25 protein-coding genes are annotated in these 20537 nt (G+C 69.6%); 9 read left to right on the top strand and 16 right to left on the bottom strand.

Features of this window, described 5'->3' with window-relative positions:
- Positions 1-5: 5 nt before the first annotated feature.
- Positions 6-800: a glutamate racemase gene (murI, locus tag ACFSXZ_RS32770; protein WP_378269522.1), complete on the bottom strand. Its 795-nt coding sequence runs from the start codon at positions 798-800 to the stop codon at positions 6-8.
- On the bottom strand, positions 797-1432 hold the full coding sequence (locus tag ACFSXZ_RS32765; protein WP_378269521.1) for a rhomboid family intramembrane serine protease: 636 nt from the start codon (positions 1430-1432) through the stop codon (positions 797-799). The genes murI and ACFSXZ_RS32765 overlap by 4 nt, the downstream gene beginning before the upstream one ends.
- Positions 1433-1591: 159 nt before the next feature.
- Between ACFSXZ_RS32765 and ACFSXZ_RS32760 the strand changes: the two genes are divergently transcribed.
- Positions 1592-1954, top strand: coding sequence for a group I truncated hemoglobin (locus tag ACFSXZ_RS32760; protein WP_378269520.1), 363 nt, complete (start codon positions 1592-1594; stop codon positions 1952-1954).
- Between the two features lie 44 nt (positions 1955-1998).
- Here the strand turns inward: ACFSXZ_RS32760 and ACFSXZ_RS32755 are convergent, their stop codons facing one another.
- The 6 genes from ACFSXZ_RS32755 to clpS form a co-directional block, all read right to left on the bottom strand.
- On the bottom strand, positions 1999-2949 hold the full coding sequence (locus tag ACFSXZ_RS32755; RefSeq protein WP_378269519.1) for a PLP-dependent cysteine synthase family protein: 951 nt from the start codon (positions 2947-2949) through the stop codon (positions 1999-2001).
- A 6-nt stretch (positions 2950-2955) separates the two neighbouring features.
- A complete protein-coding gene (locus ACFSXZ_RS32750) occupies positions 2956-3228 on the bottom strand; it encodes a MoaD/ThiS family protein (protein ID WP_378269518.1) in 273 nt (90 codons plus the stop codon).
- Positions 3229-3278: 50 nt separating this feature from the next.
- Positions 3279-3686, bottom strand: a complete 408-nt coding sequence (locus ACFSXZ_RS32745) for a Mov34/MPN/PAD-1 family protein (RefSeq protein WP_378269516.1) — start codon at positions 3684-3686, stop codon at positions 3279-3281.
- A gap of 71 nt (positions 3687-3757) precedes the next feature.
- Positions 3758-4732: a P1 family peptidase gene (locus tag ACFSXZ_RS32740; protein ID WP_378269514.1), complete on the bottom strand. Its 975-nt coding sequence runs from the start codon at positions 4730-4732 to the stop codon at positions 3758-3760.
- The gene (locus tag ACFSXZ_RS32735; RefSeq protein WP_378269513.1) at positions 4729-5286 is read right to left on the bottom strand and encodes a DUF2017 domain-containing protein; all 558 of its coding nucleotides are present in this window, start codon (positions 5284-5286) and stop codon (positions 4729-4731) included. The genes ACFSXZ_RS32740 and ACFSXZ_RS32735 overlap by 4 nt, the downstream gene beginning before the upstream one ends.
- Positions 5283-5582: an ATP-dependent Clp protease adapter ClpS gene (clpS, locus tag ACFSXZ_RS32730; protein WP_378269512.1), complete on the bottom strand. Its 300-nt coding sequence runs from the start codon at positions 5580-5582 to the stop codon at positions 5283-5285. The genes ACFSXZ_RS32735 and clpS overlap by 4 nt, the downstream gene beginning before the upstream one ends.
- 76 nt (positions 5583-5658) lie before the next feature.
- Between clpS and ACFSXZ_RS32725 the strand changes: the two genes are divergently transcribed.
- Genes ACFSXZ_RS32725 through ACFSXZ_RS32715 form a run of 3 tightly spaced genes read left to right on the top strand, consistent with a single transcriptional unit; the run spans position 5659 to position 8199 of the window.
- On the top strand, positions 5659-6954 hold the full coding sequence (locus tag ACFSXZ_RS32725; RefSeq protein ID WP_378269510.1) for a nicotinate phosphoribosyltransferase: 1296 nt from the start codon (positions 5659-5661) through the stop codon (positions 6952-6954).
- Positions 6955-6970: 16 nt separating this feature from the next.
- Positions 6971-7540 (top strand): nicotinamidase, encoded by a 570-nt coding sequence (locus tag ACFSXZ_RS32720; RefSeq protein WP_378269509.1) that lies wholly within the window; start codon positions 6971-6973, stop codon positions 7538-7540.
- On the top strand, positions 7540-8199 hold the full coding sequence (locus ACFSXZ_RS32715) for a bifunctional 4-hydroxy-2-oxoglutarate aldolase/2-dehydro-3-deoxy-phosphogluconate aldolase (RefSeq protein WP_378269508.1): 660 nt from the start codon (positions 7540-7542) through the stop codon (positions 8197-8199). Before ACFSXZ_RS32720 ends, ACFSXZ_RS32715 begins: the two co-directional genes overlap by 1 nt.
- Before the next feature lie 3 nt (positions 8200-8202).
- Here ACFSXZ_RS32715 and ACFSXZ_RS32710 read toward each other — a convergent pair whose 3' ends face one another.
- On the bottom strand, positions 8203-8832 hold the full coding sequence (locus tag ACFSXZ_RS32710; protein WP_378269506.1) for a TetR/AcrR family transcriptional regulator: 630 nt from the start codon (positions 8830-8832) through the stop codon (positions 8203-8205).
- Positions 8833-8912: 80 nt separating this feature from the next.
- Here ACFSXZ_RS32710 and ACFSXZ_RS32705 point away from each other — a divergent pair, with 80 nt between their 5' ends.
- Together ACFSXZ_RS32705 and ACFSXZ_RS32700 are read left to right on the top strand one after the other, a co-directional pair.
- Positions 8913-9362: a YdeI/OmpD-associated family protein gene (locus ACFSXZ_RS32705; protein ID WP_378269505.1), complete on the top strand. Its 450-nt coding sequence runs from the start codon at positions 8913-8915 to the stop codon at positions 9360-9362.
- Between the two features lie 401 nt (positions 9363-9763).
- Positions 9764-10030, top strand: coding sequence for a hypothetical protein (locus ACFSXZ_RS32700; RefSeq protein ID WP_378269504.1), 267 nt, complete (start codon positions 9764-9766; stop codon positions 10028-10030).
- A gap of 115 nt (positions 10031-10145) precedes the next feature.
- Here the strand turns inward: ACFSXZ_RS32700 and ACFSXZ_RS32695 are convergent, their stop codons facing one another.
- Entirely contained in the window at positions 10146-10811 is a 666-nt protein-coding gene (locus ACFSXZ_RS32695) for a choice-of-anchor P family protein (RefSeq protein ID WP_378269502.1), read from the bottom strand.
- 164 nt (positions 10812-10975) lie between these two features.
- On the opposite strand from ACFSXZ_RS32695, the gene ACFSXZ_RS32690 reads away from it, so the two are divergent.
- Positions 10976-13042: an ATP-dependent DNA helicase gene (locus ACFSXZ_RS32690; RefSeq protein ID WP_378269501.1), complete on the top strand. Its 2067-nt coding sequence runs from the start codon at positions 10976-10978 to the stop codon at positions 13040-13042.
- A gap of 113 nt (positions 13043-13155) precedes the next feature.
- Positions 13156-13503 carry a hypothetical protein gene (locus ACFSXZ_RS32685; protein ID WP_378269499.1) on the top strand — a complete coding sequence of 116 codons (348 nt, stop codon included), beginning with the start codon at positions 13156-13158 and terminating at the stop codon, positions 13501-13503.
- A 181-nt stretch (positions 13504-13684) separates the two neighbouring features.
- Here ACFSXZ_RS32685 and ACFSXZ_RS32680 read toward each other — a convergent pair whose 3' ends face one another.
- The 3 genes from ACFSXZ_RS32680 to ctaD form a co-directional block, all read right to left on the bottom strand.
- Positions 13685-14434 (bottom strand): peptidyl-tRNA hydrolase, encoded by a 750-nt coding sequence (locus ACFSXZ_RS32680; RefSeq protein WP_378269498.1) that lies wholly within the window; start codon positions 14432-14434, stop codon positions 13685-13687.
- Between the two features lie 5 nt (positions 14435-14439).
- A complete protein-coding gene (gene serB, locus ACFSXZ_RS32675; protein ID WP_378269496.1) occupies positions 14440-15663 on the bottom strand; it encodes a phosphoserine phosphatase SerB in 1224 nt (407 codons plus the stop codon).
- Positions 15664-15741: 78 nt separating this feature from the next.
- Positions 15742-17523 (bottom strand): aa3-type cytochrome oxidase subunit I, encoded by a 1782-nt coding sequence (gene ctaD / locus ACFSXZ_RS32670; protein WP_378269495.1) that lies wholly within the window; start codon positions 17521-17523, stop codon positions 15742-15744.
- Between the two features lie 92 nt (positions 17524-17615).
- On the opposite strand from ctaD, the gene ACFSXZ_RS32665 reads away from it, so the two are divergent.
- Positions 17616-18449, top strand: a complete 834-nt coding sequence (locus tag ACFSXZ_RS32665; RefSeq protein WP_378269493.1) for a phosphotransferase — start codon at positions 17616-17618, stop codon at positions 18447-18449.
- Here the strand turns inward: ACFSXZ_RS32665 and ACFSXZ_RS32660 are convergent.
- From ACFSXZ_RS32660 to ACFSXZ_RS32650, 3 genes are read right to left on the bottom strand one after another with little or no spacing between them, the layout of a single operon-like run.
- Positions 18417-19157, bottom strand: a complete 741-nt coding sequence (locus tag ACFSXZ_RS32660) for an alpha/beta fold hydrolase (protein ID WP_378269491.1) — start codon at positions 19155-19157, stop codon at positions 18417-18419. The two genes, ACFSXZ_RS32665 and ACFSXZ_RS32660, sit on opposite strands and share 33 nt — an antisense overlap.
- A gap of 38 nt (positions 19158-19195) precedes the next feature.
- Positions 19196-19492, bottom strand: a complete 297-nt coding sequence (locus ACFSXZ_RS32655; RefSeq protein ID WP_378269490.1) for a hypothetical protein — start codon at positions 19490-19492, stop codon at positions 19196-19198.
- Between the two features lie 44 nt (positions 19493-19536).
- Positions 19537-20451: a LysR family transcriptional regulator gene (locus ACFSXZ_RS32650; RefSeq protein WP_378269488.1), complete on the bottom strand. Its 915-nt coding sequence runs from the start codon at positions 20449-20451 to the stop codon at positions 19537-19539.
- Positions 20452-20537 lie beyond the last annotated feature (86 nt).

The raw sequence follows: 20537 nt of genomic DNA, 5'->3' as shown, positions 1-20537 counted from the left end.
CCTTGTCACGCGGCGAACGCGGGAGATAGCGCCAGACCGGGAAACCGGCGCGCCATGCGGGTGAAGGGTTCGGCCGGGCCGGTGGCGATGAACTCGTGGTCGGGCGGGTTGTCCCGCTCCGCGAGCAGGTCGAGTTCGGTGAGCGTCCGGTAGACGTCCTTCGCGGTCTCCTCGGCGCTGGACACCAAGGTCACCTCCGGCCCCATCACGACCTGCAGCACGCCGGTGAGCAACGGGTAGTGCGTACAGCCGAGCACGAGAGTGTCCACTTCCGCGCTCAGCAACGGTTCCAGGTAGGCCTGGGCGAGGCCGAGCACCTGGCGGCCCGACGTCAGGCCCCGCTCCACGAAGTCGACGAACCGGGGGCAGGCGACGCTGGTGATGGTCAGGTCCCGCGCGGCCGCGAAAGCGTCTTCGTAGGCACGCGAACGGATCGTGCCCTCGGTGCCGATCACCCCCACCCGCCCCGACCGGGTCGTCGCGACGGCGCGCCGCACGGCGGGCAGCACCACCTCGATCACCGGGACCGGGTAGCGCTCGCGGGCGTCGCGCAGGCAGGCCGCCGACGCCGTGTTGCACGCGATGACCAGCATCTTCACCCCGTCCTCCACCAGGCTGTCGAGATTGGCCAGCGCCAGTTCACGAGCTTTGGCGATGGGCAGCGGACCGTAGGGAGTATGCGCCGTGTCACCGACGTAACGCAGTTGTTCGCGGGGTAGCTGATCAATGACCGCCCGAGCGACCGTCAGGCCCCCGACGCCGGAATCGAACACGCCTATGGGGGCCTCTCGATCAATCACGCTGAGAGACTACCCGCCGGGGGCCGTCGGCGGTCCGCCCTCGCCATGATCCATGCGGCGAGCACACCACCGATCGCCCCGAACAGATGCGCCTGCCAGGAGATTCCCGGATTACCCGGCAGCAGGCCCCACAGCGTGCCGCCCCACAACACCAGCAGCACCACGGCGAGCGCGAGCTGGCCCACGCTCCGGTTGAAAAGACCACGCACCAGCAGGTACGCCAGCCAGCCGAAAGCCAGCCCCGAGGCGCCGATCGTGCTCGTTCCGGTGTCCCCGGTCAACCAGACGCCCAGGCCGCTCACCACCCAGACCAGGGCCGTCACCACGGCCCACCGCAGAATGCCGGAGGCCATCGCGAGGAAGCCGAACACCAGCACCGGAATGGTGTTCCCGAGCAGGTGTGCCCACCCGCCGTGCAGCATCGGCGCCCACACCACTCCGTCGAGTCCGGACAGGGTCCGCGGCACGATCCCGTCACGGTCCAGGCTGCCGTGCAACGCGACATCGACCAGTTCGACCACGTACATCAGCGCGGTAAAGGAAAGGATGACCAAGGCCGCCGTCTTGGGATGGGGAGGCAGGACGCGCTTGGTGTCCGCGGACGGCGCCGGTGCGGCGGGCAGGGTGCTCATGTTTTCCACGGTAGGCGCCGCGGACGCCGTCTGCCTCGGGTGAAAACCCTGATCCCGGTGAGGTTTCGCTTGCGCAGGGTTGATCCGGCGATTACCTCGGGGAAACACACGGGATGTTCGCTGTGTGTGGAGAACCCATTACCGACCGGGAGGACTCGCGTGACAAGCATCTACGAGCAGATCGGTGGGCAGGAAGCGCTCATCGCGGTGGTCGACGACTTCTACGAGCGGGTGCTGGCGGATCCCGAACTGGCCGTGTTCTTCAAGGGCAGCAACATGTCCCGGCTCAAGGGCAAGCAGGTCGAGTTCTTCGCCGCGGCACTGGGCGGCCCCGACGAGTACCGCGGCCAGTCGATGAAGGACGCCCACCGGGGACGCGGCATCGGCCAGCAGCACTTCGACCTGGTGGCCAAGTACCTGATGGAGTCGCTCCAGGGCGCCGGGGTGCCGCAGGACACCATCGACACGATCATCGGCGCCATCGCCCCGCTCGCCCCCGAGATCGTCTCCTCGGCCGCCTGACCGTCCCGCGTGGGGAAGCAAGGTGTAGAGAATCCACCCGAAAACTAGGCCCAGAGCTGGCCGTCGAGGCGTTCGGCGGCCTCGTCGAGGGTGCCGCTGTAGGCGCCGGTGGACAGGTACTTCCAGCCGGCGTCGGCGACGATGAACGCGATGTCGGCCGGTTCGTTCCTCGAGGCCGCCTTCTCCGCGACGGCCAGTGCCGCATGCAGCACCGCGCCCGTGGAGATGCCGGCGAAAATGCCTTCGCTCTCCAGCAACTGCCGGGTGCGGCGAAGCGCGTCGTAGGCGCCGACCGAGTACCGGCCGTTGAGGACCTCGGGGTCGTACAACTCGGGCACGAACCCCTCGTCGAGGTTCCGCAGGCCGTAGACGAGCTCCCCGTACCGTGGCTCGGCCGCGATGATCTGCACGTCGGGCTTCTGCTCGTGCAGGTAGCGGCCGACCCCCACCAGGGTGCCCGTGGTGCCGAGCCCGCCGACGAAATGGGTGAGCGTGGGCAGGTCCTTGAGCAGTTCCGGCCCGGTGCCGCGATAGTGCGCGTCCGCGTTGGCGGGGTTGCCGTACTGGTAGAGCATCACCCAGTCCGGGTTCTTGGCGGCCAGTTCCTTGGCCCGGCGCACGGCCTCGTTCGAACCGCCGGCGGCGGGCGAAAACACAATGCGCGCGCCGTAGGCCTGCAGCAACTGCTTGCGCTCGGCCGAAGTGTTCTCCGGCATCACGCAGACCAGGCCGTACCCCTTGAGCTTCGCGGCCATCGCCAGCGAGATGCCGGTATTGCCCGACGTCGGCTCCAGGATCGTGGACCCGGGCTGCAGTGTGCCGTCCCGTTCGGCCGCTTCGATCATGGCCAGCGCCGGGCGGTCCTTGACCGAGCCCGTCGGGTTACGGTCCTCCAGCTTGGCCCACAGGCGCACGTCGCGTGCGGGCGACAGCCGCGGCAGCCCCACCAGCGGGGTGCCACCGAGGGCGTCGAGCAGCGACTCGTAGCGAGCCATCGCCGATCAGCCGCCGGCGACGGCGGGCAGGATCGTCACCGTGTCGCCGTCCTTGACCTCGGCGTCCAGTCCCCCGGCGAAGCGCACGTCCTCGTCGTTGACGTAGACGTTGACGAACCGGTGCAGTTTGTCCTCCTTGACCAGACGGGCCTTGAGACCGCCATGCCTGGACTCGACGTCGTCGATCACCTCGAGCACCGTCTTGCCGGACGCTTCGACCGACTTCTCACCGCCGGTGTGCGTACGCAGGATGGTCGGGATGGACACGGTCACGGCCATGGATTACCTCCGCTTGGTTCTCTTTAGTGGTGACGTCGGGGGCCCGGGCGTTATTCCACGATCTCGACGGGCTCTTCGGTGACGGTGCCGTCGACGATCCGGAACGAGCGGAACTCGTTCCGGCCGGGCTCCCGGGTGGACACCAGCACATAGTGCGCGTCCGGCTCGGACGCGTAGGAGACGTCCGTGCGCGACGGGTAGGCCTCGGTGGCGGTGTGCGAGTGATAGATCACCACCGGCACTTCGTCGTTCGCGTCCATCTCCCGGTAGAGCTTGAGCAGGTCCGCCGAATCGAACTCGTAGAACGTCGGCGACCGGGCCGCGTTGAGCATCGGAACATACCGCTCGGGGCGGTCCGAGCCCTCGGGCCCGGCGATGACGCCGCATGCCTCGTCCGGGTGGTCCCGGCGAGCATGCGCGATGATCTCGTCAACGAGTTCGCGGCGGATCCGAAGCACGTCTCACATCTTACGGGCTGGACCATCCGTGTTCAGAACGTGAGACGGCGCACCATTTTCCGCCCGGAGCGTCAGTCCGCGTAGGCCTCGGGCCAAATGTCGCGATAGGCGGGAACACCACCGGCGGACTCGGCGGTCAGCAGGCCGCGCACCATCGCCCGCGCGAACACCCGGGCCGCCGCCGAGCACAGCGCGTCGAGCGCGACCGCTCGCGGGCCTTCGTCTCCAGGGAGGTCCTCCGCGCCGGTCGCGAGCGCGAACACGGTGTCCCCGTCGAACATCGTGTGCGCCGGGCGCACCGCGCGGGCCACGCCGTCCTGAGCCGCGACGGCCAGCCTGCGGCACTCCGCCTTGGCCAGCGTGGCGTCCACGGCGACCACGCCGATCGTGGTGTTCAGGCGCGTGGCCCCGTGCTCGGGCCGGGTGCCGGGGCGGTTCGGCCACGGCACGCCGAAATCCCCGTGATCGGCGGCGTGGGGCAGACCGGTTTCGTACTCCACCGCCTCACCGGCGGCGTTGACCACGGCCAGCGCGCCGACCGTGAATCCGCCGACGACCTCGCTCGCCGTTCCCGTTCCACCCTTGAGCGAACCGGCCTTCGCTCCCGCTCCCGCGCCCACCGTGCCCTCCTCGACGGGCCCCCCGGAGGCGGCTTCACAGGCGGCGTACCCGAACGAGGCGTCGGGGCGGTTTCCCCAGTCGTTCAGCGGCAGGTCGAAGATCACCGCGCCGGGCACGATCGGTACCACCTCGTGCGGCCCGGCGCCGACCCGGAAACCGTGATGGCGCTCGGAAAGCCACCGCATCACCCCGTCGGCGGCGGCCAGCCCGTAGGCGCTGCCCCCGGACAGGGAGATCCCGTGCACTCGCTGAACCAGGTTTTCCGGCTCCAGCACGTCGGTTTCGCGGGTTCCGGGCGCGCCGCCGCGCTGGTCGACCGCCGCCGTGGCGCCCTCGGGGGTGAGCACCACGGTGGTTCCGGTCGCCCACCCCGCACCGATCCGGTGATGGTGGCCGACGAGCAGGCCCGCGACGTCGGTGATCATCCGGCCAGCGCCTGCACCAGGCTCTCCTGTACCCAGGTGAGCCAGTGGTAGACGCCGAGATGCGGCGCGCGCGGGTCGTCCTCGGGCAGTTCGTCGGGCATGTCCTCGGTGACGTCGAGCGCGGTGCCCAGGGCGAGCCGCACGTCGTTGAGCGCCGAGAGCCAGGCGTCGGCCTGCTCGAAGGTCAGCCGCACGTCGCCACCGTCCCGGGGCAGCGTCTCCATGACCACTGCCGCGACGCCGACCTTCGCGTCCACCAGTTCGGGCTCGTGCAACGACCGCAACGCGGCGACGGAATCGAGTTCCTCCTTGCCCGGGTTGTCGGGGTCGAGCCGGTGGTAGTCGGGCAGCAGCCGGGAAAGCACCGGATCGTTGGGCGACTCGGTGGGCCCGGTCCGGATACCGGTCAGCTCGGCCAGCGGGTCCTGCGGCGCCTCTTCGGCACGTGCCCGCAACATGTCCTCGAGCTGGCTGACCAGGCCACGCAGCACGGCGGCTTCCTGCTGCTCGAATCCGGCGAGGACCACCTCGCCCTTCTTGCGCCAGTTCTTCACGTCGAGTGCTCCATCGTCGCCCACAGGCCGGCCGCGTGCAGTCTGGTCACGTCGCCTTCGACCTTTTCCTTGGTCCCTGACGACACGATCGCACGGCCCTTGTGATGGACGTCGAGCATCAGCTTGGTGGCGTGGTCCCGGCTGTACCCGAACAACTTCTGGAACACGTAGGTCACATACGACATCAGGTTGACGGGGTCGTTCCAGACGACGGTCTGCCACGGTCTGTCCTCGGCACCGAGGTCCGCCCCGGCCGGCTCAACCTGCGTCTGTTCGGCTTCGACAGGCGTGGTCATAGGCCCCATGTTGTCACGGAACCGACACGAGGTGGACCAGTGGTCGACTCGATCGGGTGATTCGTAGGCTGATGCCATGGGCCCGGATGAAACACACGGCAGTACTGCCCTGCTCACCGACCACTACGAGCTGACGATGCTCGCCAGCTCGCTGTCCGACGGCACCGCATCGAGGCCGTGCGTGTTCGAGGTTTTCGCCCGGCGGTTGCCCGACGGGCGCCGCTACGGCGTGGTCGCGGGCACGAACCGCCTCCTGGACGCGATCGGCGACTTCCGGTTCACCGACCGCGAGATCACCCAGCTGGCGTCGACGGCGGTCGTCGACGACGCGACACTGGACTGGCTTGCCGAGTACCGCTTCCGCGGTGACATCGACGGCTACGCCGAAGGGGAGCTGTACTTTCCGGGCTCGCCGATCCTGACCGTGCGCGCCACCTTCGCCGAAGGCGTCGTGCTGGAGACGCTCGCGCTCTCCGTGCTGAACCACGACAGCGCGATCGCCTCGGCCGCGGCCCGCATGTCCTCGGCCGCGCACGGCAGGCCGATCATCGAGATGGGTGGCCGCCGCACGCACGAATATGCCGCGGTGGCCGCCGCCCGTGCCGCCTACCTCGCCGGTTTCGCCACGACGTCCAATCTCGAAGCGGGCCGTCGGTACGGCATTCCCACTGGCGGCACGGTGGCGCACGCGTTCATGCTCCTGCACGACACCGAGGAGGACGCCTTCCGCGCCCAGGTGGCGAAGATGGGTGCCGACACGACCCTGCTCGTGGACACCTACGACATCACCCAGGGCATCGAGACGGCGGTGCGGGTGGCCGGGCCCGAGCTCGGCGCGATCCGGATCGACTCCGGCGACGTGGGGGTCCTCGCCCGGAAGGCCCGTGAACAGCTCGACTCCCTGGGCGCGCGGGACACCAGGATCGTGGTGTCGGGCGACCTCGACGAGCACGCGATCGCCGCGTTGCGCGCGGAGCCGGCCGACGCCTACGGGGTCGGCACCTCGCTGGTGACCGGCTCGGGCGCGCCGACCGCCGGAATGGTCTACAAACTGGTCGAGGTGGACGGACGGCCGGTCGCGAAACGCAGTGAGAACAAGGCGTCTCGTGGAGGCCAGAAGGCCGCACTCCGCCGGCACAAGCCGACCGGTACGGCACTCGAAGAGGTCGTCTACCCGTGCGCGGCTCCGCCCGAACCCGGCGAGTACGACCGGCTCTTGCACTTGCCGCTGATGCGGGGCGGGGAACCGGTGGAGAACCTGCCCACGCTCGACGACGCGCGGGCTCTGTTGCGGCGGAGACTGGTCAGCCTGCCTTGGGAGGGCCTCAAACTTTCGCGCGGGGAGCCCGCGATTCCGACCGTTTTCCCTTAGTTCCTGGAGAGCCGACATGACGAACGCACTGATCGTGGTGGACGTGCAGAACGACTTCTGCGAAGGCGGCTCGCTGGCGGTCGCGGGCGGCGCGGAGACCGCCGCGAAGATCACCGGCTTCCTCGCCGAGGGCGGGTACGACCACGTCGTGGCCACGCGTGACTACCACATCGACCCCGGCGCGCATTTCAGCGAGAATCCCGATTTCGTGACTTCGTGGCCCCGGCACTGTGAAGCGGGGACGCCGGGCGCGTCGTTCCATCCCGCCCTCGACATCGGGCCGATCTCCGCGGTCTTCTCCAAGGGGCAGTACAGCGACGGATATTCGGGCTTCGAAGGCACCACCGAGTCCGGCGTCCGGCTCGACGAGTGGTTGCGGGCGCGAGAGGTGACGGAGGTGGACGTGATCGGTATCGCCACGGACCACTGCGTCCGGGCGAGCGCGCTCGACGCCGCCCAGGCGGGGTTCTCGGTGCGGGTTCTGCTGGATCTGACGGCCGGTGTCGCCCGCCCTACCGTGGACAAGGCACTCGACGAGTTGCGCGCGGCGGGAGTCACCCTCAGCGGCACCCCTAGGGTGGGCTGATGCGGCCCACGCTGAGGAGGCACAACATCCGGTTCCGCGAGCGCCTTGCGGCGAGCAGGGTGGTCGCCGTGCTGCGCGCGGACGACACCGTCTACTTCGCCGACGTGGCGGAGGCGCTCTATGACGCGGGCATCCGCGCGATCGAGATCGCGCTGTCCACCCCCGGTGCGCTGGACGCCATCGGCGCGCTGCGGACCGGGCTCGGCGCCGACGCGATGATCGGCGCGGGCGGTGTCCGCAAACCGTCCGATGTGGACGACGGGGTGATGGCGGGGGCGGAGTTCCTGGCCACACCGATCTTCTCGGCGGAGGTCCTCGAACGCGCGCAGGCCTACCGCGTGCCGGTGGTCTGCGGCGCCCTGACGCCCACCGAGATCGACGCGGCCTGGCGGCGGGGCGCGGCGGCGGTGAAGGTCTTCCCGATCGCCCAGGCCGGCGGGCCGGACTACGTCAGCGCGATCCGCGCGCCGCTGCCGGAAATCCCGCTGGTTCCCGCCGGCGGCGTTCATCTGTCCAATGTGGACGACTATTTCGGCGCCGGGGCGTTCGCGGTGGCCGCCGCGACCACGCTGATCGGTGACGCGGCGGACGGGGGAAGCCTCCTCAAGCTGGGTGAGCGCGCTTCGCAACTGGCCGCGCTCGCCGGAAAGTACGTGTAGGGCTCAGGTGCCCCGGTAAGCCGCGAGGAACACCCGCACACCGTCGTCGGCCAGCCGCTCCAGGTCCTTCTTCGCGTGCTCACCGCCCATCCCGAACATGGCCCGGTCCAGGGACGAACCCAGGATCAGGAAGGCGAAGTGACGCGCCGCGGCGGCCGGGTCGTCCACGCTCAGGAGCCCGCGCTCACCGAGGTCCCGGAAATGGGCGGCGAGCGCGGTCAGGGTGCGCTGCGCCGTCCGTTCGTAATAGCCACGTGCCAACTCGGGGAATCTGCCCGCCTCGGCGACCATCAGGCGACGTAACCGCAGTACCCGCGGCTGGACGACCGCCGAAATGTAATCCCGGCCGAGTTCTTTCAGGTGCGTCTCGATGTCCTCGTCCTCGCCGAGCGCGCGGACCGACGCGCCGACGAAGGTTTCCGCGCGTTCGCTTATGCCCAGTACGATGGCACTGAAGAGCTTTTCCTTGTCGGCGAAGTTCTTGTAGACCGTCTGCTTGGACACCGCGGCTTCCGCCGCGATCTGGTCCATGTTCGTGCCCTGATACCCCTTGCGCAAGAACAATTGCGCGGCCGCGTCCATGATCGCCCGCCGCTTGCGGGCCGACCGGCCTTCCTCTTCTCCGACGTCCATGACCGTCAGAGTACTGGACGGTCCAGTTCCACCGCGAGTACTGTACCGTTCAGTACCACCACTGACCTAAGGATGGGATCATGAAGTTCCGGGCCACCATCCAGCTTTCCGGTAAAACGGCCACCGGTATCCCGGTTCCGCCGGATGTCGTGACCGCTCTGGACGCGGGCCGGAGACCGCCGGTGCTGGTCACCGTCGGTGGCCACACCTACCGCGGCCGCGTCGCCGTGATGGGCGGGCAGTACCTGGTCGGCCTCAGCGCGGAACACCGCGCGAAGGCCGGTGTCACCGCCGGCGAGGAGGTGGAGGTCGAACTCGCACTCGATACCGAGCCCCGGGAGATCAGCGTGCCCGCCGATCTCGCCGAGGCCCTCTCCGGCGACACCGAAGCGAAGCGGTTCTTCGACGGGTTGTCCTACAGCAACAAGCGGCGGGTCGTGATGCCGATCGACGACGCCAAGACCGCCGAAACCCGGCAACGCCGCCTCACCAAGGCGGTCGCCGCACTCCGCGCCGGCAAGGTGCCCTGAGCCCGTCTCTCAGGGTGCGCAGCGGACCGAACCGACCACGACGTCACCTTGCTCGGGCCCGCCCTGCGGAAAGACTTCGATGGCCGGCAAACGCTCACTGATCGCACTCGATCACTGTCACCTACTTCACCGCATCAATTGTCCAGGCGATTTCACCGCCCTATTGCCCGAATTCATCGTTCCATTGCCCGAATTCACGTGCGCCGGACTCCGGCGATCAGGCACTGTGGGCGTCTGGTGAGGGAATTCCCAGATTCGCGTCCCATACTGGACGATCTTTTCGCACGCGGACCGGATTCTCGATTAAATCGGCCATACGGCCATGAGGGGTCGCCGCCTGATTCCGGGACTGGACCGGTGCCGATCGGCATCCGCCGTCAGCGAAGCAGGTGGAGGCGCCGGTGGCCAATGTCAACAGCACTACGTTTGGAGCACTCCACATGAGCCTTGTTCGCAAGTTGGCCGCCGCCGGAGGGATCGCCGCCGCGTCCCTGGCAATCGTCGCCACCACGGCGGGCACCGCTAGCGCCGACTCCCTCCAGCCCCGTCACTACTCGTCACTCCTCCTCTGCCAGACCGCCGGCAACACGCTTGCCCAGCAGGGAAAGCTCACGGGCTTCAACTGCGTCCAGGCGGGGCCGGACAATTTCCTTCTTTACATCTGGTAAACGACCGAGGCGCCGGGTGTGCGTTCGTGCGCACCCGGCGCTCCGGCCGGGAGGCAGGGCGCTTCGTTCCCGCCGCCCAGCCAGTCCGGTAGACGGCGACACCCTGACTTCGCGCTCAGGGCGTGCAACGGACCGAACCGACCACGACGTCGCCTTGCGCGGGCCCGCCCTGCGGAAAGACCTTGATGTGCATGGCGTTGACGGCCAAGGTGCCGTCCGGCGGGGGCGAGACCACTTCGTTCAGCACCACGACGGCCATCGGCCGGCTGTCTCCCGCGGTGCCCGGGATGGTGACCGTGTAGTTGGCGGGAATGTTCGACGGCACGCTCACTCCGCTCACCCCGGTGAACCCGATCCGGGTCCGGATCCCGTAGTCGGGCGTGGTGTCGCAGGTCGCCGTGAACCTGCTGATCCGGATCGCCGGCCCGCCGTACCGGGACAGCAGGCGCAGGTCGAAGTTCTGGCCGTCGATGGCGACGCTCGCGGTGTGGTCCGGGTTCAGCCGGCAACCGGTGTTGCCGGGACCGAACCGAGTGGCCGGGCCCACCACGACCTGCCCGGTGCTGTTCGTGGGCCGGGACCCGACGGCGCAGGGCGCGAGGGGGGCGCTGTGCGACGGCTGCCCGTCGACGGTGAGATCGGCCGCTCCCAGCGAACCGGTACCGGTCGCGTCGAACTCGTCCGCGAACGCCGGAACCGGCACGACGGCCAGGCAGGCCGCGATGGCCAGCACCCGTCTCATGCTGTGCCTGCTCTTGAACGCGCCGGTCTGCCTGAGCAACGCTTGCTCCCTTCGTGAGGCGAAAATTCTCCTGGCCATCGGCGCACGGTCCCCCGGCCCTGACCCGGCGCCGCGGGACATCACCCGGTCGTGTGCCGTCGGCCCGCCCCCGGGAGCCCGGGCATCGCCACGTCCTGACAGGGGGTCGCGGTAGTTTGATGGGCATGCCCGCCCGCGCCGGCTTTCCCGGAATCAACGAGCTCCTCACGCACGCCGTCGAGGCGCTCGGCGGCGCGGAGCGCCCCGGACAGGTCAAGATGGCCGAGGCGGTCGGCCGGGCCATCCGCACCGGCGAACATCTGGCCGTGCAGGCGGGCACCGGCACCGGCAAGTCCCTGGCCTACCTCGTTCCCGCGATCCGCCACGCGGTGGAGAAGGACACCACGGTCGTCGTCTCGACGGCGACCATCGCGCTCCAGCGCCAGCTCGTCGACCGCGATCTGCCGCGCCTGGCGAAGGCGCTGAAGAAGCCGCTCGGCCGCGCGCCCACCTTCGCGATCCTGAAGGGCCGCCGCAACTATCTCTGTCTGCACCGGCTCGACACCGGCGCCCCCGAGGAGCCGGAAGACCCCGGCCTGTTCGACCCGTTCGCGGTCTCGCGGCTCGGCCGGGAGGTCACGCGCCTGCGCGAGTGGGCATCGGACACCGAGACAGGCGACCGGGACGAGCTGGTGCCCGGCGTCGGCGAGCAGGCGTGGCGGCAGGTTTCGGTGACCGCCAGGGAGTGTCTCGGCGTCTCCCGCTGTCCGGTCGGCACCGACTGTTTCGCCGAACGCGCGCGGTCCGAGGCCGGACAGGCCGACGTGGTCGTCACCAACCACGCCCTCCTGGCGATCGACGCGCTCCAGGGCTACCAGGTCCTCCCCGAGCACGAGCTGGTGATCATCGACGAGGCGCACGAACTCGTCGACAGGGTCACCTCGGTCGCCACCGGCGAGCTCACCAGCTCGATGGTCGCGATAGCGGTGCGCCGCTGCGGCAAGCTCATCGACGGCGGGGTGGCGGACAGGCTTCAGGAGGCGAGCGAAGGGCTCGCCATCGTCCTCGAAGACCTGCCCGCCGGCCGCATGGACGTACTGCCCACCGCGCTGGAGGGCGTGCTCAAGACGGTGCGCGACGCGGCGCACGCCTGCGTCACCGCGCTGGGTTCGGACCGCAAGGAGGACGTCGGCGAGGCGACCGCCCGCAGGCTGGCCCGGTCCATGGTGGAAGAGATCCACGACACCGCGACCCGCGTGCTCGACGTGTACGACGAAGACCTGGCACAACGGCGCGACGTGGTGTGGCTTTCCAGCGATCGTTTCGGCGGAAACCGGCCGCCCATGCTGCATGTCGCGCCGCTGTCGGTGTCGGGCCTGCTCCGCGAACGGATCTTCGGCGCGAACACGACGGTGCTGACCTCGGCCACCCTGTGCCTCGGTGGCGCCTTCGAGACGCTGGCCCGGCAGTGGGGCCTGCCGCCGTCGCAGGCGCAGGGAGCCAAGGCGGAGGGAACCGCCACGGACAAGGCTCCCCCGGCCGACGACGAGGGCCTGAAATGGACCGGCCTCGATGTCGGCTCGCCCTTCGACCACAAACGCAACGGCATCCTGTACGTGGCGAAGCACCTTCCCCCGCCCGGCCGGGACGGCCTGGGAAAGTCCACAATGGACGAGATAGCCGAGCTGATCGACGCGGCGGGCGGACGGACGCTCGGGCTGTTCTCGTCGATGCGGGCGGCGAAACAGGCCGCCGAGGAATTACGCGACCGTGTCCGCCACCCGATCCTCTGCCAGGGCGAGGATGCCACCTCCCTGCTCGTGGCCAAGTTCGCCGACGACGCGCGCACCTGCCTGTTCGGCACGCTGTCGCTGTGGCAGGGCGTCGACGTGCCGGGGCCTTCGCTGCAACTGGTGATCGTGGACAGAATTCCGTTTCCCCGGCCCGACGATCCGGTGTCGTCGGCGCGCCAGCGCGCCGTGGAAGCCCGCGGTGGCAACGGTTTTCTCACCGTGGCCGCCACGCACGCCGCCCTGCTGCTCGCGCAGGGCACCGGCAGGCTCCATCGCGCGGTCGCCGACCGCGGCGTGGTCGCCGTCCTCGACTCCCGGCTCGCGACGGCGCGCTACGGGGGCTTCCTGCGCGCGTCCCTCCCCCCGTTCTGGCCCACCACGGACCCGGAAGTCGCCCGAGCCGCCCTGCGCAGGCTCGACGCCGCCGCGAGCGAACAGAGCGTGCCCGAAAACGCTTGATCGGCAGCGGTATCATCACCCGCTGTGGTCGGAAGCGGGTGCGCGCAACCCCGCGTCCGGTCGAGACACGCCCCGGCGATACGGTGAGCTGAGCGTAAGGACGGAGGAGTGCCTTGTCTCAGGAACCGCCGCAAGCGAAATCGCGTTCGGTCAGCGTGGACGACACGGGTGTCCGGAGGCAGCTTGCCGACGGCAGCGAGGAATCGGTCACCTGGGCGGAGCTGTCGGCGGTGGTGATCAGGGTGATCCCCGAAGGGCCGTGGAAAGAGGACGTCTTCCTCATGCTCGCCGGCGCGGACGGTAACGGCACCGCCGTACCCAGCGGCGACCCGGCCGCCGACGCCCTCATCGAACGACTGCAAAGCCTTCCCGGTTTCGACAACGAGAAATTCGTCGAGGCCATGACGACCGATGCCGACAAGGCCTACGTCGTCTGGAAGGCCGAGAACGCCGCCAACTAAGCGCCGATCTCATCCGCGTTTATGGGGCAAGGAATGTTTGCTCGGCTGGAAGCGGCAGCGGTAAGCACCTACCGCAAGAATCGTCCGCCGGAGGCCGCTGTACGCAGCCGGACACGCTTTTCGTCCGGCTGCCGATTCAGCGCCGATGATTCGGAGTAAACATTCCTTGCTCCACTACGTCTCAGGGCCAGTGGGCGAGGACGGTGACGGTGCCGGGGTCGACTTCGGTGAAGCCCGCGTCGCGGACGGCGATCACGCGCCGTGAGCGCCACGCGCCGGCCGGATCGTCGCCGGGGTGCAGTTGCTTCCACTGGGCCACGGACGGGGTCCGCACCGAGCACGCGTAACCGCTCCGCCCCCACGCTTCGAGCTCAACGGGAGAAAGCAGCGACGCGAGGAGCATCGTGCCGTGGCCGACCTGCGCGGCTGCCTTGCCGACGGTCATCGCGACCTCCGGATTGAGCAGCAGCGCGGGCAGATCGTCCGGGGCGGGGCCCGGCTCGTCGGAGGGCAGGTCGCTGCCGGAGATCTGGAGCCGGGCGATCTCCTTCGGCAGTTCCGCGATCCGTCCCGGCACCAGCGCCCGCACCTGCGCACCGTCGACCGTCACCGTGACGCCGGGGAACTCCTGGGCCGCCTGCCAATGTGCGCCACGGGCACGGCGGGCGATCTTGCGAATGCGTCCGTCGACCCACGCCCGTACCGCGTCGTGCCATTCCCCGCCGGGCAGCGCGCGCTCGTCCAGGCACACCGCGAGCGCCGCGGCGGCCGCCGCCTCCAGCAGCGGGGTGCGCCGTGGTGGCTCGGCCTTCTCCATGCGCAGGACGACCGGCATCGCGCGAACCGTTTCGGGCGCTTCTTCCGCGATCTCGGTCGGGCGTGTGCCCTGCCATGGCCCGTACCGGGCGGCGAGCGGTTCTAGGAGGTTCACAGAATTCACGGGCGGAGGGACTCGAGCCCGTCCGCCGCGTCGGCGGCCTCGACCTCGGCTCGCGTCACGCCGAGCACGAACAACACCGCGTCCAGGTACGGATGCGACAGCGCGGTGTCCGCGACCTCCTTGAGCGCGGGCTTGGCGTTGAACGCCACGCCCATGCCGGCGGCGCGCAGCATGTCGATGTCGTTCGCGCCGTCGCCGACCGCGACGCACTGGGCGAGCGGCACACCGTATTCGGCGGCGAACCGGCGCAGCGCGGTCGCCTTGCCCTCACGGTCGATGATCTGGCCCGCCACGCGGCCGGTGAGCGTGCCGTCGACGATTTCCAGCTCGTTCGCCGCGGCGAAGTCGAGACCCAGCTCGTCGATGATCCGGGCGATGATCCGGGTGAATCCCCCGGAGACGACGCCGCACCGGAACCCCAGGCGCTTCAGCGTCCGGACCGTGGTCCTGGCTCCGGGGGTGAGCAGGATCGACGCGGCGACCTCGTCGAGCACCGACTCCGGCAGGCCCGCCAGCAGCGCGACCCGGCGCTCCAGCGACTCCGAAAAGTTCAGCTCACCGCGCATCGCGGCTTCGGTGATCTCTCGGACCTGGGGCTCGACACCGGCGTGCGCGGCGAGCATCTCGATGACTTCGCCCTGCACCAGCGTGGAGTCCACATCGAACACGATCATCCGCTTGGCCCGGCGCTCCAGCCCGGCGCGCTCGATCGCGATGTCGAGGCCTCCGCTGGAGGCCACCTCGGCGAGCGCGGCCCGGAGGTCCTGGTCGGCCTGCTCGGTGTCCTTCGCGACCGAGAGGTGGATCTCCAGGCCGGTGACCGGGTAGTCGGCGATGCGCCGGATCGCGTCGATGTTGGCGCCCAGGGAAGCCAGGCGGCGTGCCACCTCGGTGAAGGCACGCGCGCTCAGCGGCCGCCCGAGGATCACCGCGACGTGACTCGACCCCTGCCTGCCCGGGGCGTACGGGTCCTCACCGATCGCTTCGCCGATGCGCACGTCGACATGCATCGACACCGTCGCCATCGCCTGCTCGACGGCCTCCTGCAACGCCTCGGGGTCGCTGTCGATGCCGACCAGCACACCCAGCACGAGCTGACCGCGGATCACCACCTGCTCGACATCGAGCATCTCCGCGCCGTGCCGGGTGAGCGCGGCGAACAGAACCGACGTCACACCCGGCTTGTCCGGGCCCGTGGTCGTGATCAGTACCGGTGTCACGCCATTTCCTCCGCGGCCTCGCGCGCTCCCGCGAGGGGTCTCACACGCCCAGTCTCTCAGGTGCGCTCGCGCGAGGGGTCACTGCTCGCCCGCGTTGTCCTTGTCGTGCGAACCCGGCATGACCGCCTCGGTGAGCACCTGGGAAGGCGTCCTGGCTCCGCCGTGGACCTTCGCCTTGCCCGTGAAGGTGATCTCACCTTCGGTGTGCAGCCGCTCGACCATGTGCGGGTAGTGCAGCTCGAACGCGGGGCGCTCGGACCGGATCCGGGGCAGCGAGGTGAAGTTGTGCCGCGGCGGCGGGCACGAGGTGGCCCACTCCAGGGAGTTGCCGTAACCCCACGGGTCGTCCACCGTGACCAGTTCGCCGTAGCGGTAGCTCTTGAACACGTTGTAGATGAACGGCAGGGTCGAGGCACCCAGGATGTACGCGCCGATCGTGGAGACCGTGTTCAGCGTGGCGAAACCGTCCGAAGCGAGGTAGTCCGCGTACCGGCGCGGCATGCCCTGCGCACCGAGCCAGTGCTGCACCAGGAAGGTGGTGTGGAAGCCGATGAAGGTGGTCCAGAAGTGGAGTTTGCCCAGCTTCTCGTCCATCATCCGGCCGGTGATCTTGGGGAACCAGAAGTAGATCCCGGCGAAGGTGGCGAACACGATCGTGCCGTAGAGCACGTAGTGGAAGTGGGCCACCACGAAGTAGGAGTCCGAAACGTGGAAGTCCAGCACCGGGGCGGCGAGCAGGATGCCGGTCAGCCCGCCGAAGAGGAAGGTGACCAGGAAGCCGATGGAGAAGATCATCGGCGTCTCGAAGCTGAGGTGCCCCTTCCACATGGTGCCGATCCAGTTGAAGAACTTCACGCCGGTCGGCACCGCGATGAGGAAGGTCATGAACGAGAAGAAGGGCAGCAGGACCGCGCCGGTGGCGTACATGTGGTGCGCCCACACCGCCACCGACAACGCGGCGATGGCGAGCGTGGCCCACACCAGGCTCTTGTAGCCGAACATCGGCTTGCGCGAGAAGACCGGGAAGATCTCGGACACGATGCCGAAGAACGGCAGCGCGACGATGTAGACCTCTGGGTGGCCGAAGAACCAGAACAGGTGCTGCCAGAGGATCACGCCACCGGTGGAGGCGTCGAAGAGGTGGGCACCCAGGTGGCGGTCGATCAGCAGGCCCATCAGGGCGGCGGTCAGGATCGGGAACGCCAGCAGCACCAGGATGCTGGTGACCAGGATGTTCCAGGTGAAGATCGGCATCCGGTACATGGTCATGCCGGGCGCGCGCAGGCAGATGATCGTGGTGATCATGTTGACCGCGCCGAGGATGGTGCCGAGACCGCCGACCACCAGGCCGGTGATCCACATGTCGGCGCCGACGCCGGGCGAGTGGATCGCGTCGGACAGCGGCGTGTAGGCGAACCAGCCGAAGTCGGCCGCGCCGCCCGGGGTCAGGAAGCCCGAGACCGCGATGATGCCGCCGAACAGGTACAGCCAGTAGGAGAACGCGTTCAGCCGGGGGAAGGCCACGTCCGGCGAACCGATCTGCAGCGGCATCACGAAGTTCGCGAACCCGAACAGGATCGGGGTCGCGTAGAGCAGCAGCATGATCGTGCCGTGCATGGTGAACAGCTGGTTGTACTGCTCGTTGGACAGGAACTGCTGGCCGGGACGGGCGAGTTCGGTCCGGATCAGCATGGCCATCGCGCCGCCCACCATGAAGAAGGCGAACGACGTGACCAGGTACATGATGCCGATCTGCTTGTGGTCCGTCGTGCGGAACAACCGCAGCAGGAACGAACCCTTCACCGTCTCGCGCGCCGGGTACGGGCGCGTAGCGATCGGCTGAGGGGCTACGGCTGTCACTCCTGCCTCCAAAACTCGGGTGGTGGGCTCGGCCGATCGGATGGTATCCCGCGCCACCGACAGCGTCGCGCACAGGCCAGGAGGATCACGTCGTGAACGACCGGTACACCGCTGCCGGGGTCGCCGCCGCGGTCGCTGCCGGGCGGCGTCTCGGCCTGCCCGCCGATCGCCCGGAAATCCTCGCATTCGGCGCGAATGTGCTGGTCAGGCTGGGTCCGGCGGTGGCGAGGGTGCCCGCGACGACCCTGATCACCCGTCCCGACACCGAATATCGGCTCGCCTGCGATGTGGCGATTTCCACTTTCCTGGCCGAGCGGGACGTGCCCGTGGTAGAGCCGTGGGAGGACCCTGGACCCCATGTCGTGGACGGTCTTCCCGTCACACTGTGGCGTTTCACACGTCACGACCCTGGGTATCGCTTCACGCCGGCCGAGGTCGGAGTCCTGCTGTCGGACCTGCACGAGGCGCTGCGTGACTACCCGGGCGAACTTCCCGTCGACCCGGTGACCGAACTGCACCGCGCGCTGGAGGTCTTCCGCGACGAACTCCCCGCGGACCGCCTACGCGCGCTGGCGGACGAACTCGTGCTGGACGGCCCGGCCCAGCCGCTGCACGGTGACGCCCACGCGGGCAACCTGCTGGCGACGCCGGACGGACCGCGATGGCTCGACTTCGAAGACACCTGGCTGGGGCCGATCGGGTGGGACCTGGCCTGTCTTGCGCGAAGCCCCCGCATCGACGGGAACGCCGCGGTCGCCGCCTACGCCGGCCCCGTCCCGGACCTGACGCCGTTCCTGCGGCTCCGGTCGCTGCAATCGGTGTGGTGGCTCTTCTCCGTCGCCAGGCGCTTCCCGGAACGGCGGGACGAGGCTCGCGCGGCCCTGGCGGAAGCGCTAAATACGCTCCCACCAGTTGAGGATCGCTGAGGAGACCGCTTCGGGCGCCTCCAGCGGAGTGAGGTGCCCGGCGCCCGGCACGACGACGAGTTCCGACTCCGGCAACGCGGCGGCCATCGCCCGGGCGTCGTCCGGCGGGGTCAGGGAATCCCGCTCCCCCACCACGACCAGCGCGGGCACACCCGCCTCGGCCAGCACGCCGGAGGAGTCGGGCCGCACGGCCATCGCGCGCGCCGCCCAGGCCACCCCGGCCGGCGGCTGGGACGCGATCTGGGCACGCACGGTGTCCGCCACCGCGCCGGGCGCGTCGCCGGACAACAGATTCGGCAACATCGTCTCGGCCAGCCAGCCCTCGACCCCCTCCGCCTCGGCTCTGTCGGCGAGAGCGCGCCGGTTCCGGGCCGCCTCCGGGGCGTCCACGCTCGCCCGGGTGTCGACGAGCACGAGCCCGCCGACGCGTTCCGGAGCCATCCGCAGCATGGCCATCGTCACGTAACCGCCCATCGAGCAGCCGCCGAGCACGACCTGGTCGAGTTCGAGCCGGTCCAGCAAGGCGAGGAGGTCCCGTGCCGCGTCGTCGAGGCTGGGCTCTCGGTCGGTTTCGGGCAGGGGCGTACGGCCGAGGCCACGCTGGTCGGGCGTGATCAGCCGGAGGCGGGCCGCCAGGGACCGGCGCACCGGATCCCACATCCGCGCGTCGAACGGGAAGGCGTGCAACAGGACAAGAGGAAGATCCATGCACCCATTCTCGTCTCCACGGCCGTGGAGACGGTCTCTCAGTGACGGCGGGTGGGACGCCGACGCGAGCGCGCCTCCCAGCACGCCCGGTGCCAGTGTCTGCGGTCGGCGACCGAGCCCGTCTCGTCCGCGGGCCACACGACCAGATGCGGGACGCCCGGCCGGATCTCGTGGTCACAGCCAGGGCACCGGTAGAACTTCGTCGCCTGCGCGCCGGGCACGGTGCGCACGAGCCACTCCCCGTCGGAGGCGGACTCGGCGCGGGCCCATCCGGCGACCGCGCCGGATTCCGCCGCACCGGGCCGGTCACGGTGGGGACGGTTACGTCGGGGCACGGATGTCACGGTATCGGCTTGCCCGGCAGTGCCGGTCGAAGCGGTCAGAGTGGGGAGACCCCGGACGGCACAGGCCGTCCCCGCAGGCGTTCGGCGGCGCACTTCCGGAACTCGGTCACCAGGCGCCCGCTGTCCCCAGCCCGGGTGACCAGCACCACCGTGCTGGGGGCGACCCCGTGCAGCGGAACCAGGGCCAGGTCCGGGCGAGGACCCTGGGCGTGGCTGGCGGTGGCGATGGCGAGGGTGTCGCCGGAGGCGACGAACTCCAATGTGTCGTCGAGTGTGTCCATGACCGGCCCGGCGGGCGCGGGACGGCCGTCCGGACGCGGCTCCAGGCGCCAGAAGGCGCTGCAGGCGGGGTCGAGGCCCGAAACCTGGGGCAACGGTTCGTCGGCGATGTCCTCCAGACCGACGGACGGCCGTCCGGCCAGACGATGATCGCGCGGGACGATCACGACGCGTGGCTCGTGGTAGAGCGGCGTGACCTGCAGCCGGTCGGCCGGGAACGGCAGGCGGGCGACGACCGCGTCCACCTGGTGGTCCAGGAGAACCTCCGCGGGGCGCCGCCATCCGAGGTACCGCGTTCGCACTGTCGCGTCCGGGCACCGGCGCCGCAGTTCGCGAATCGCGGCCGTTACGACGAGACCCGGCGTGTAACCGATCGAGATTTCGGCGGGTTCGGCAGCCGCGCGCGCCGCCGCGGCGGCGTCGTCCGCGGCGCGGAGCAATGCTCTCGCCCTGGGCAGAAACGCCTGCCCGGCCGTGCTGAGCCGGGTGCCCTGCGGCGTCCGGTCGAGCAGCCGCACCCCCAGTTGCCGCTCGAGGCCGCGGATCTGCCGGCTCAGGGACGGCTGTCCCACGTGCAGCACGACCGCGGCCCGGCTGAAGTTCTCGTGGTCGGCGACCGCCACGAAGTACCGCAGCACTCTGAGAGACACGTCCAGCGCGGCCTCGGTCATCCGGCGATTTTAGCCGCGGGACGCCCGGTGCCGGCCCCCTGTCGCGGCACTCGGCTGCGGCGATGCCTTTCGGGCATGCCCGGTTC

It is taken from the genome of Amycolatopsis pigmentata, assembly GCF_042684065.1.
GTDB lineage: Bacteria > Actinomycetota > Actinomycetes > Mycobacteriales > Pseudonocardiaceae > Amycolatopsis_E > Amycolatopsis_E pigmentata.
Note: the sequence above shows the minus strand (reverse complement) of the source record. Positions and strands in the feature narration are given on the sequence as shown.

What these genes read in the sequence shown, in the direction of transcription:
- ACFSXZ_RS32765 (WP_378269521.1), bottom strand. Translation starts at nt 1,432, where the DNA reads ATGAGCACCCTGCCCGCCGCACCGGCGCCGTCCGCGGACACCAAGCGC.
- ACFSXZ_RS32755 (WP_378269519.1), bottom strand. Translation starts at nt 2,949, where the DNA reads ATGGCTCGCTACGAGTCGCTGCTCGACGCCCTCGGTGGCACCCCGCTG.
- ACFSXZ_RS32750 (WP_378269518.1), bottom strand. Translation starts at nt 3,228, where the DNA reads ATGGCCGTGACCGTGTCCATCCCGACCATCCTGCGTACGCACACCGGC.
- ACFSXZ_RS32740 (WP_378269514.1), bottom strand. Translation starts at nt 4,732, where the DNA reads ATGATCACCGACGTCGCGGGCCTGCTCGTCGGCCACCATCACCGGATC.
- clpS (WP_378269512.1), bottom strand. Translation starts at nt 5,582, where the DNA reads ATGACCACGCCTGTCGAAGCCGAACAGACGCAGGTTGAGCCGGCCGGG.
- ACFSXZ_RS32725 (WP_378269510.1), top strand. Translation starts at nt 5,659, where the DNA reads ATGGGCCCGGATGAAACACACGGCAGTACTGCCCTGCTCACCGACCAC.
- ACFSXZ_RS32720 (WP_378269509.1), top strand. Translation starts at nt 6,971, where the DNA reads ATGACGAACGCACTGATCGTGGTGGACGTGCAGAACGACTTCTGCGAA.
- ACFSXZ_RS32715 (WP_378269508.1), top strand. Translation starts at nt 7,540, where the DNA reads ATGCGGCCCACGCTGAGGAGGCACAACATCCGGTTCCGCGAGCGCCTT.
- ACFSXZ_RS32710 (WP_378269506.1), bottom strand. Translation starts at nt 8,832, where the DNA reads ATGGACGTCGGAGAAGAGGAAGGCCGGTCGGCCCGCAAGCGGCGGGCG.
- ACFSXZ_RS32705 (WP_378269505.1), top strand. Translation starts at nt 8,913, where the DNA reads ATGAAGTTCCGGGCCACCATCCAGCTTTCCGGTAAAACGGCCACCGGT.
- ACFSXZ_RS32690 (WP_378269501.1), top strand. Translation starts at nt 10,976, where the DNA reads ATGCCCGCCCGCGCCGGCTTTCCCGGAATCAACGAGCTCCTCACGCAC.
- ACFSXZ_RS32660 (WP_378269491.1), bottom strand. Translation starts at nt 19,157, where the DNA reads ATGGATCTTCCTCTTGTCCTGTTGCACGCCTTCCCGTTCGACGCGCGG.
- ACFSXZ_RS32650 (WP_378269488.1), bottom strand. Translation starts at nt 20,451, where the DNA reads ATGACCGAGGCCGCGCTGGACGTGTCTCTCAGAGTGCTGCGGTACTTC.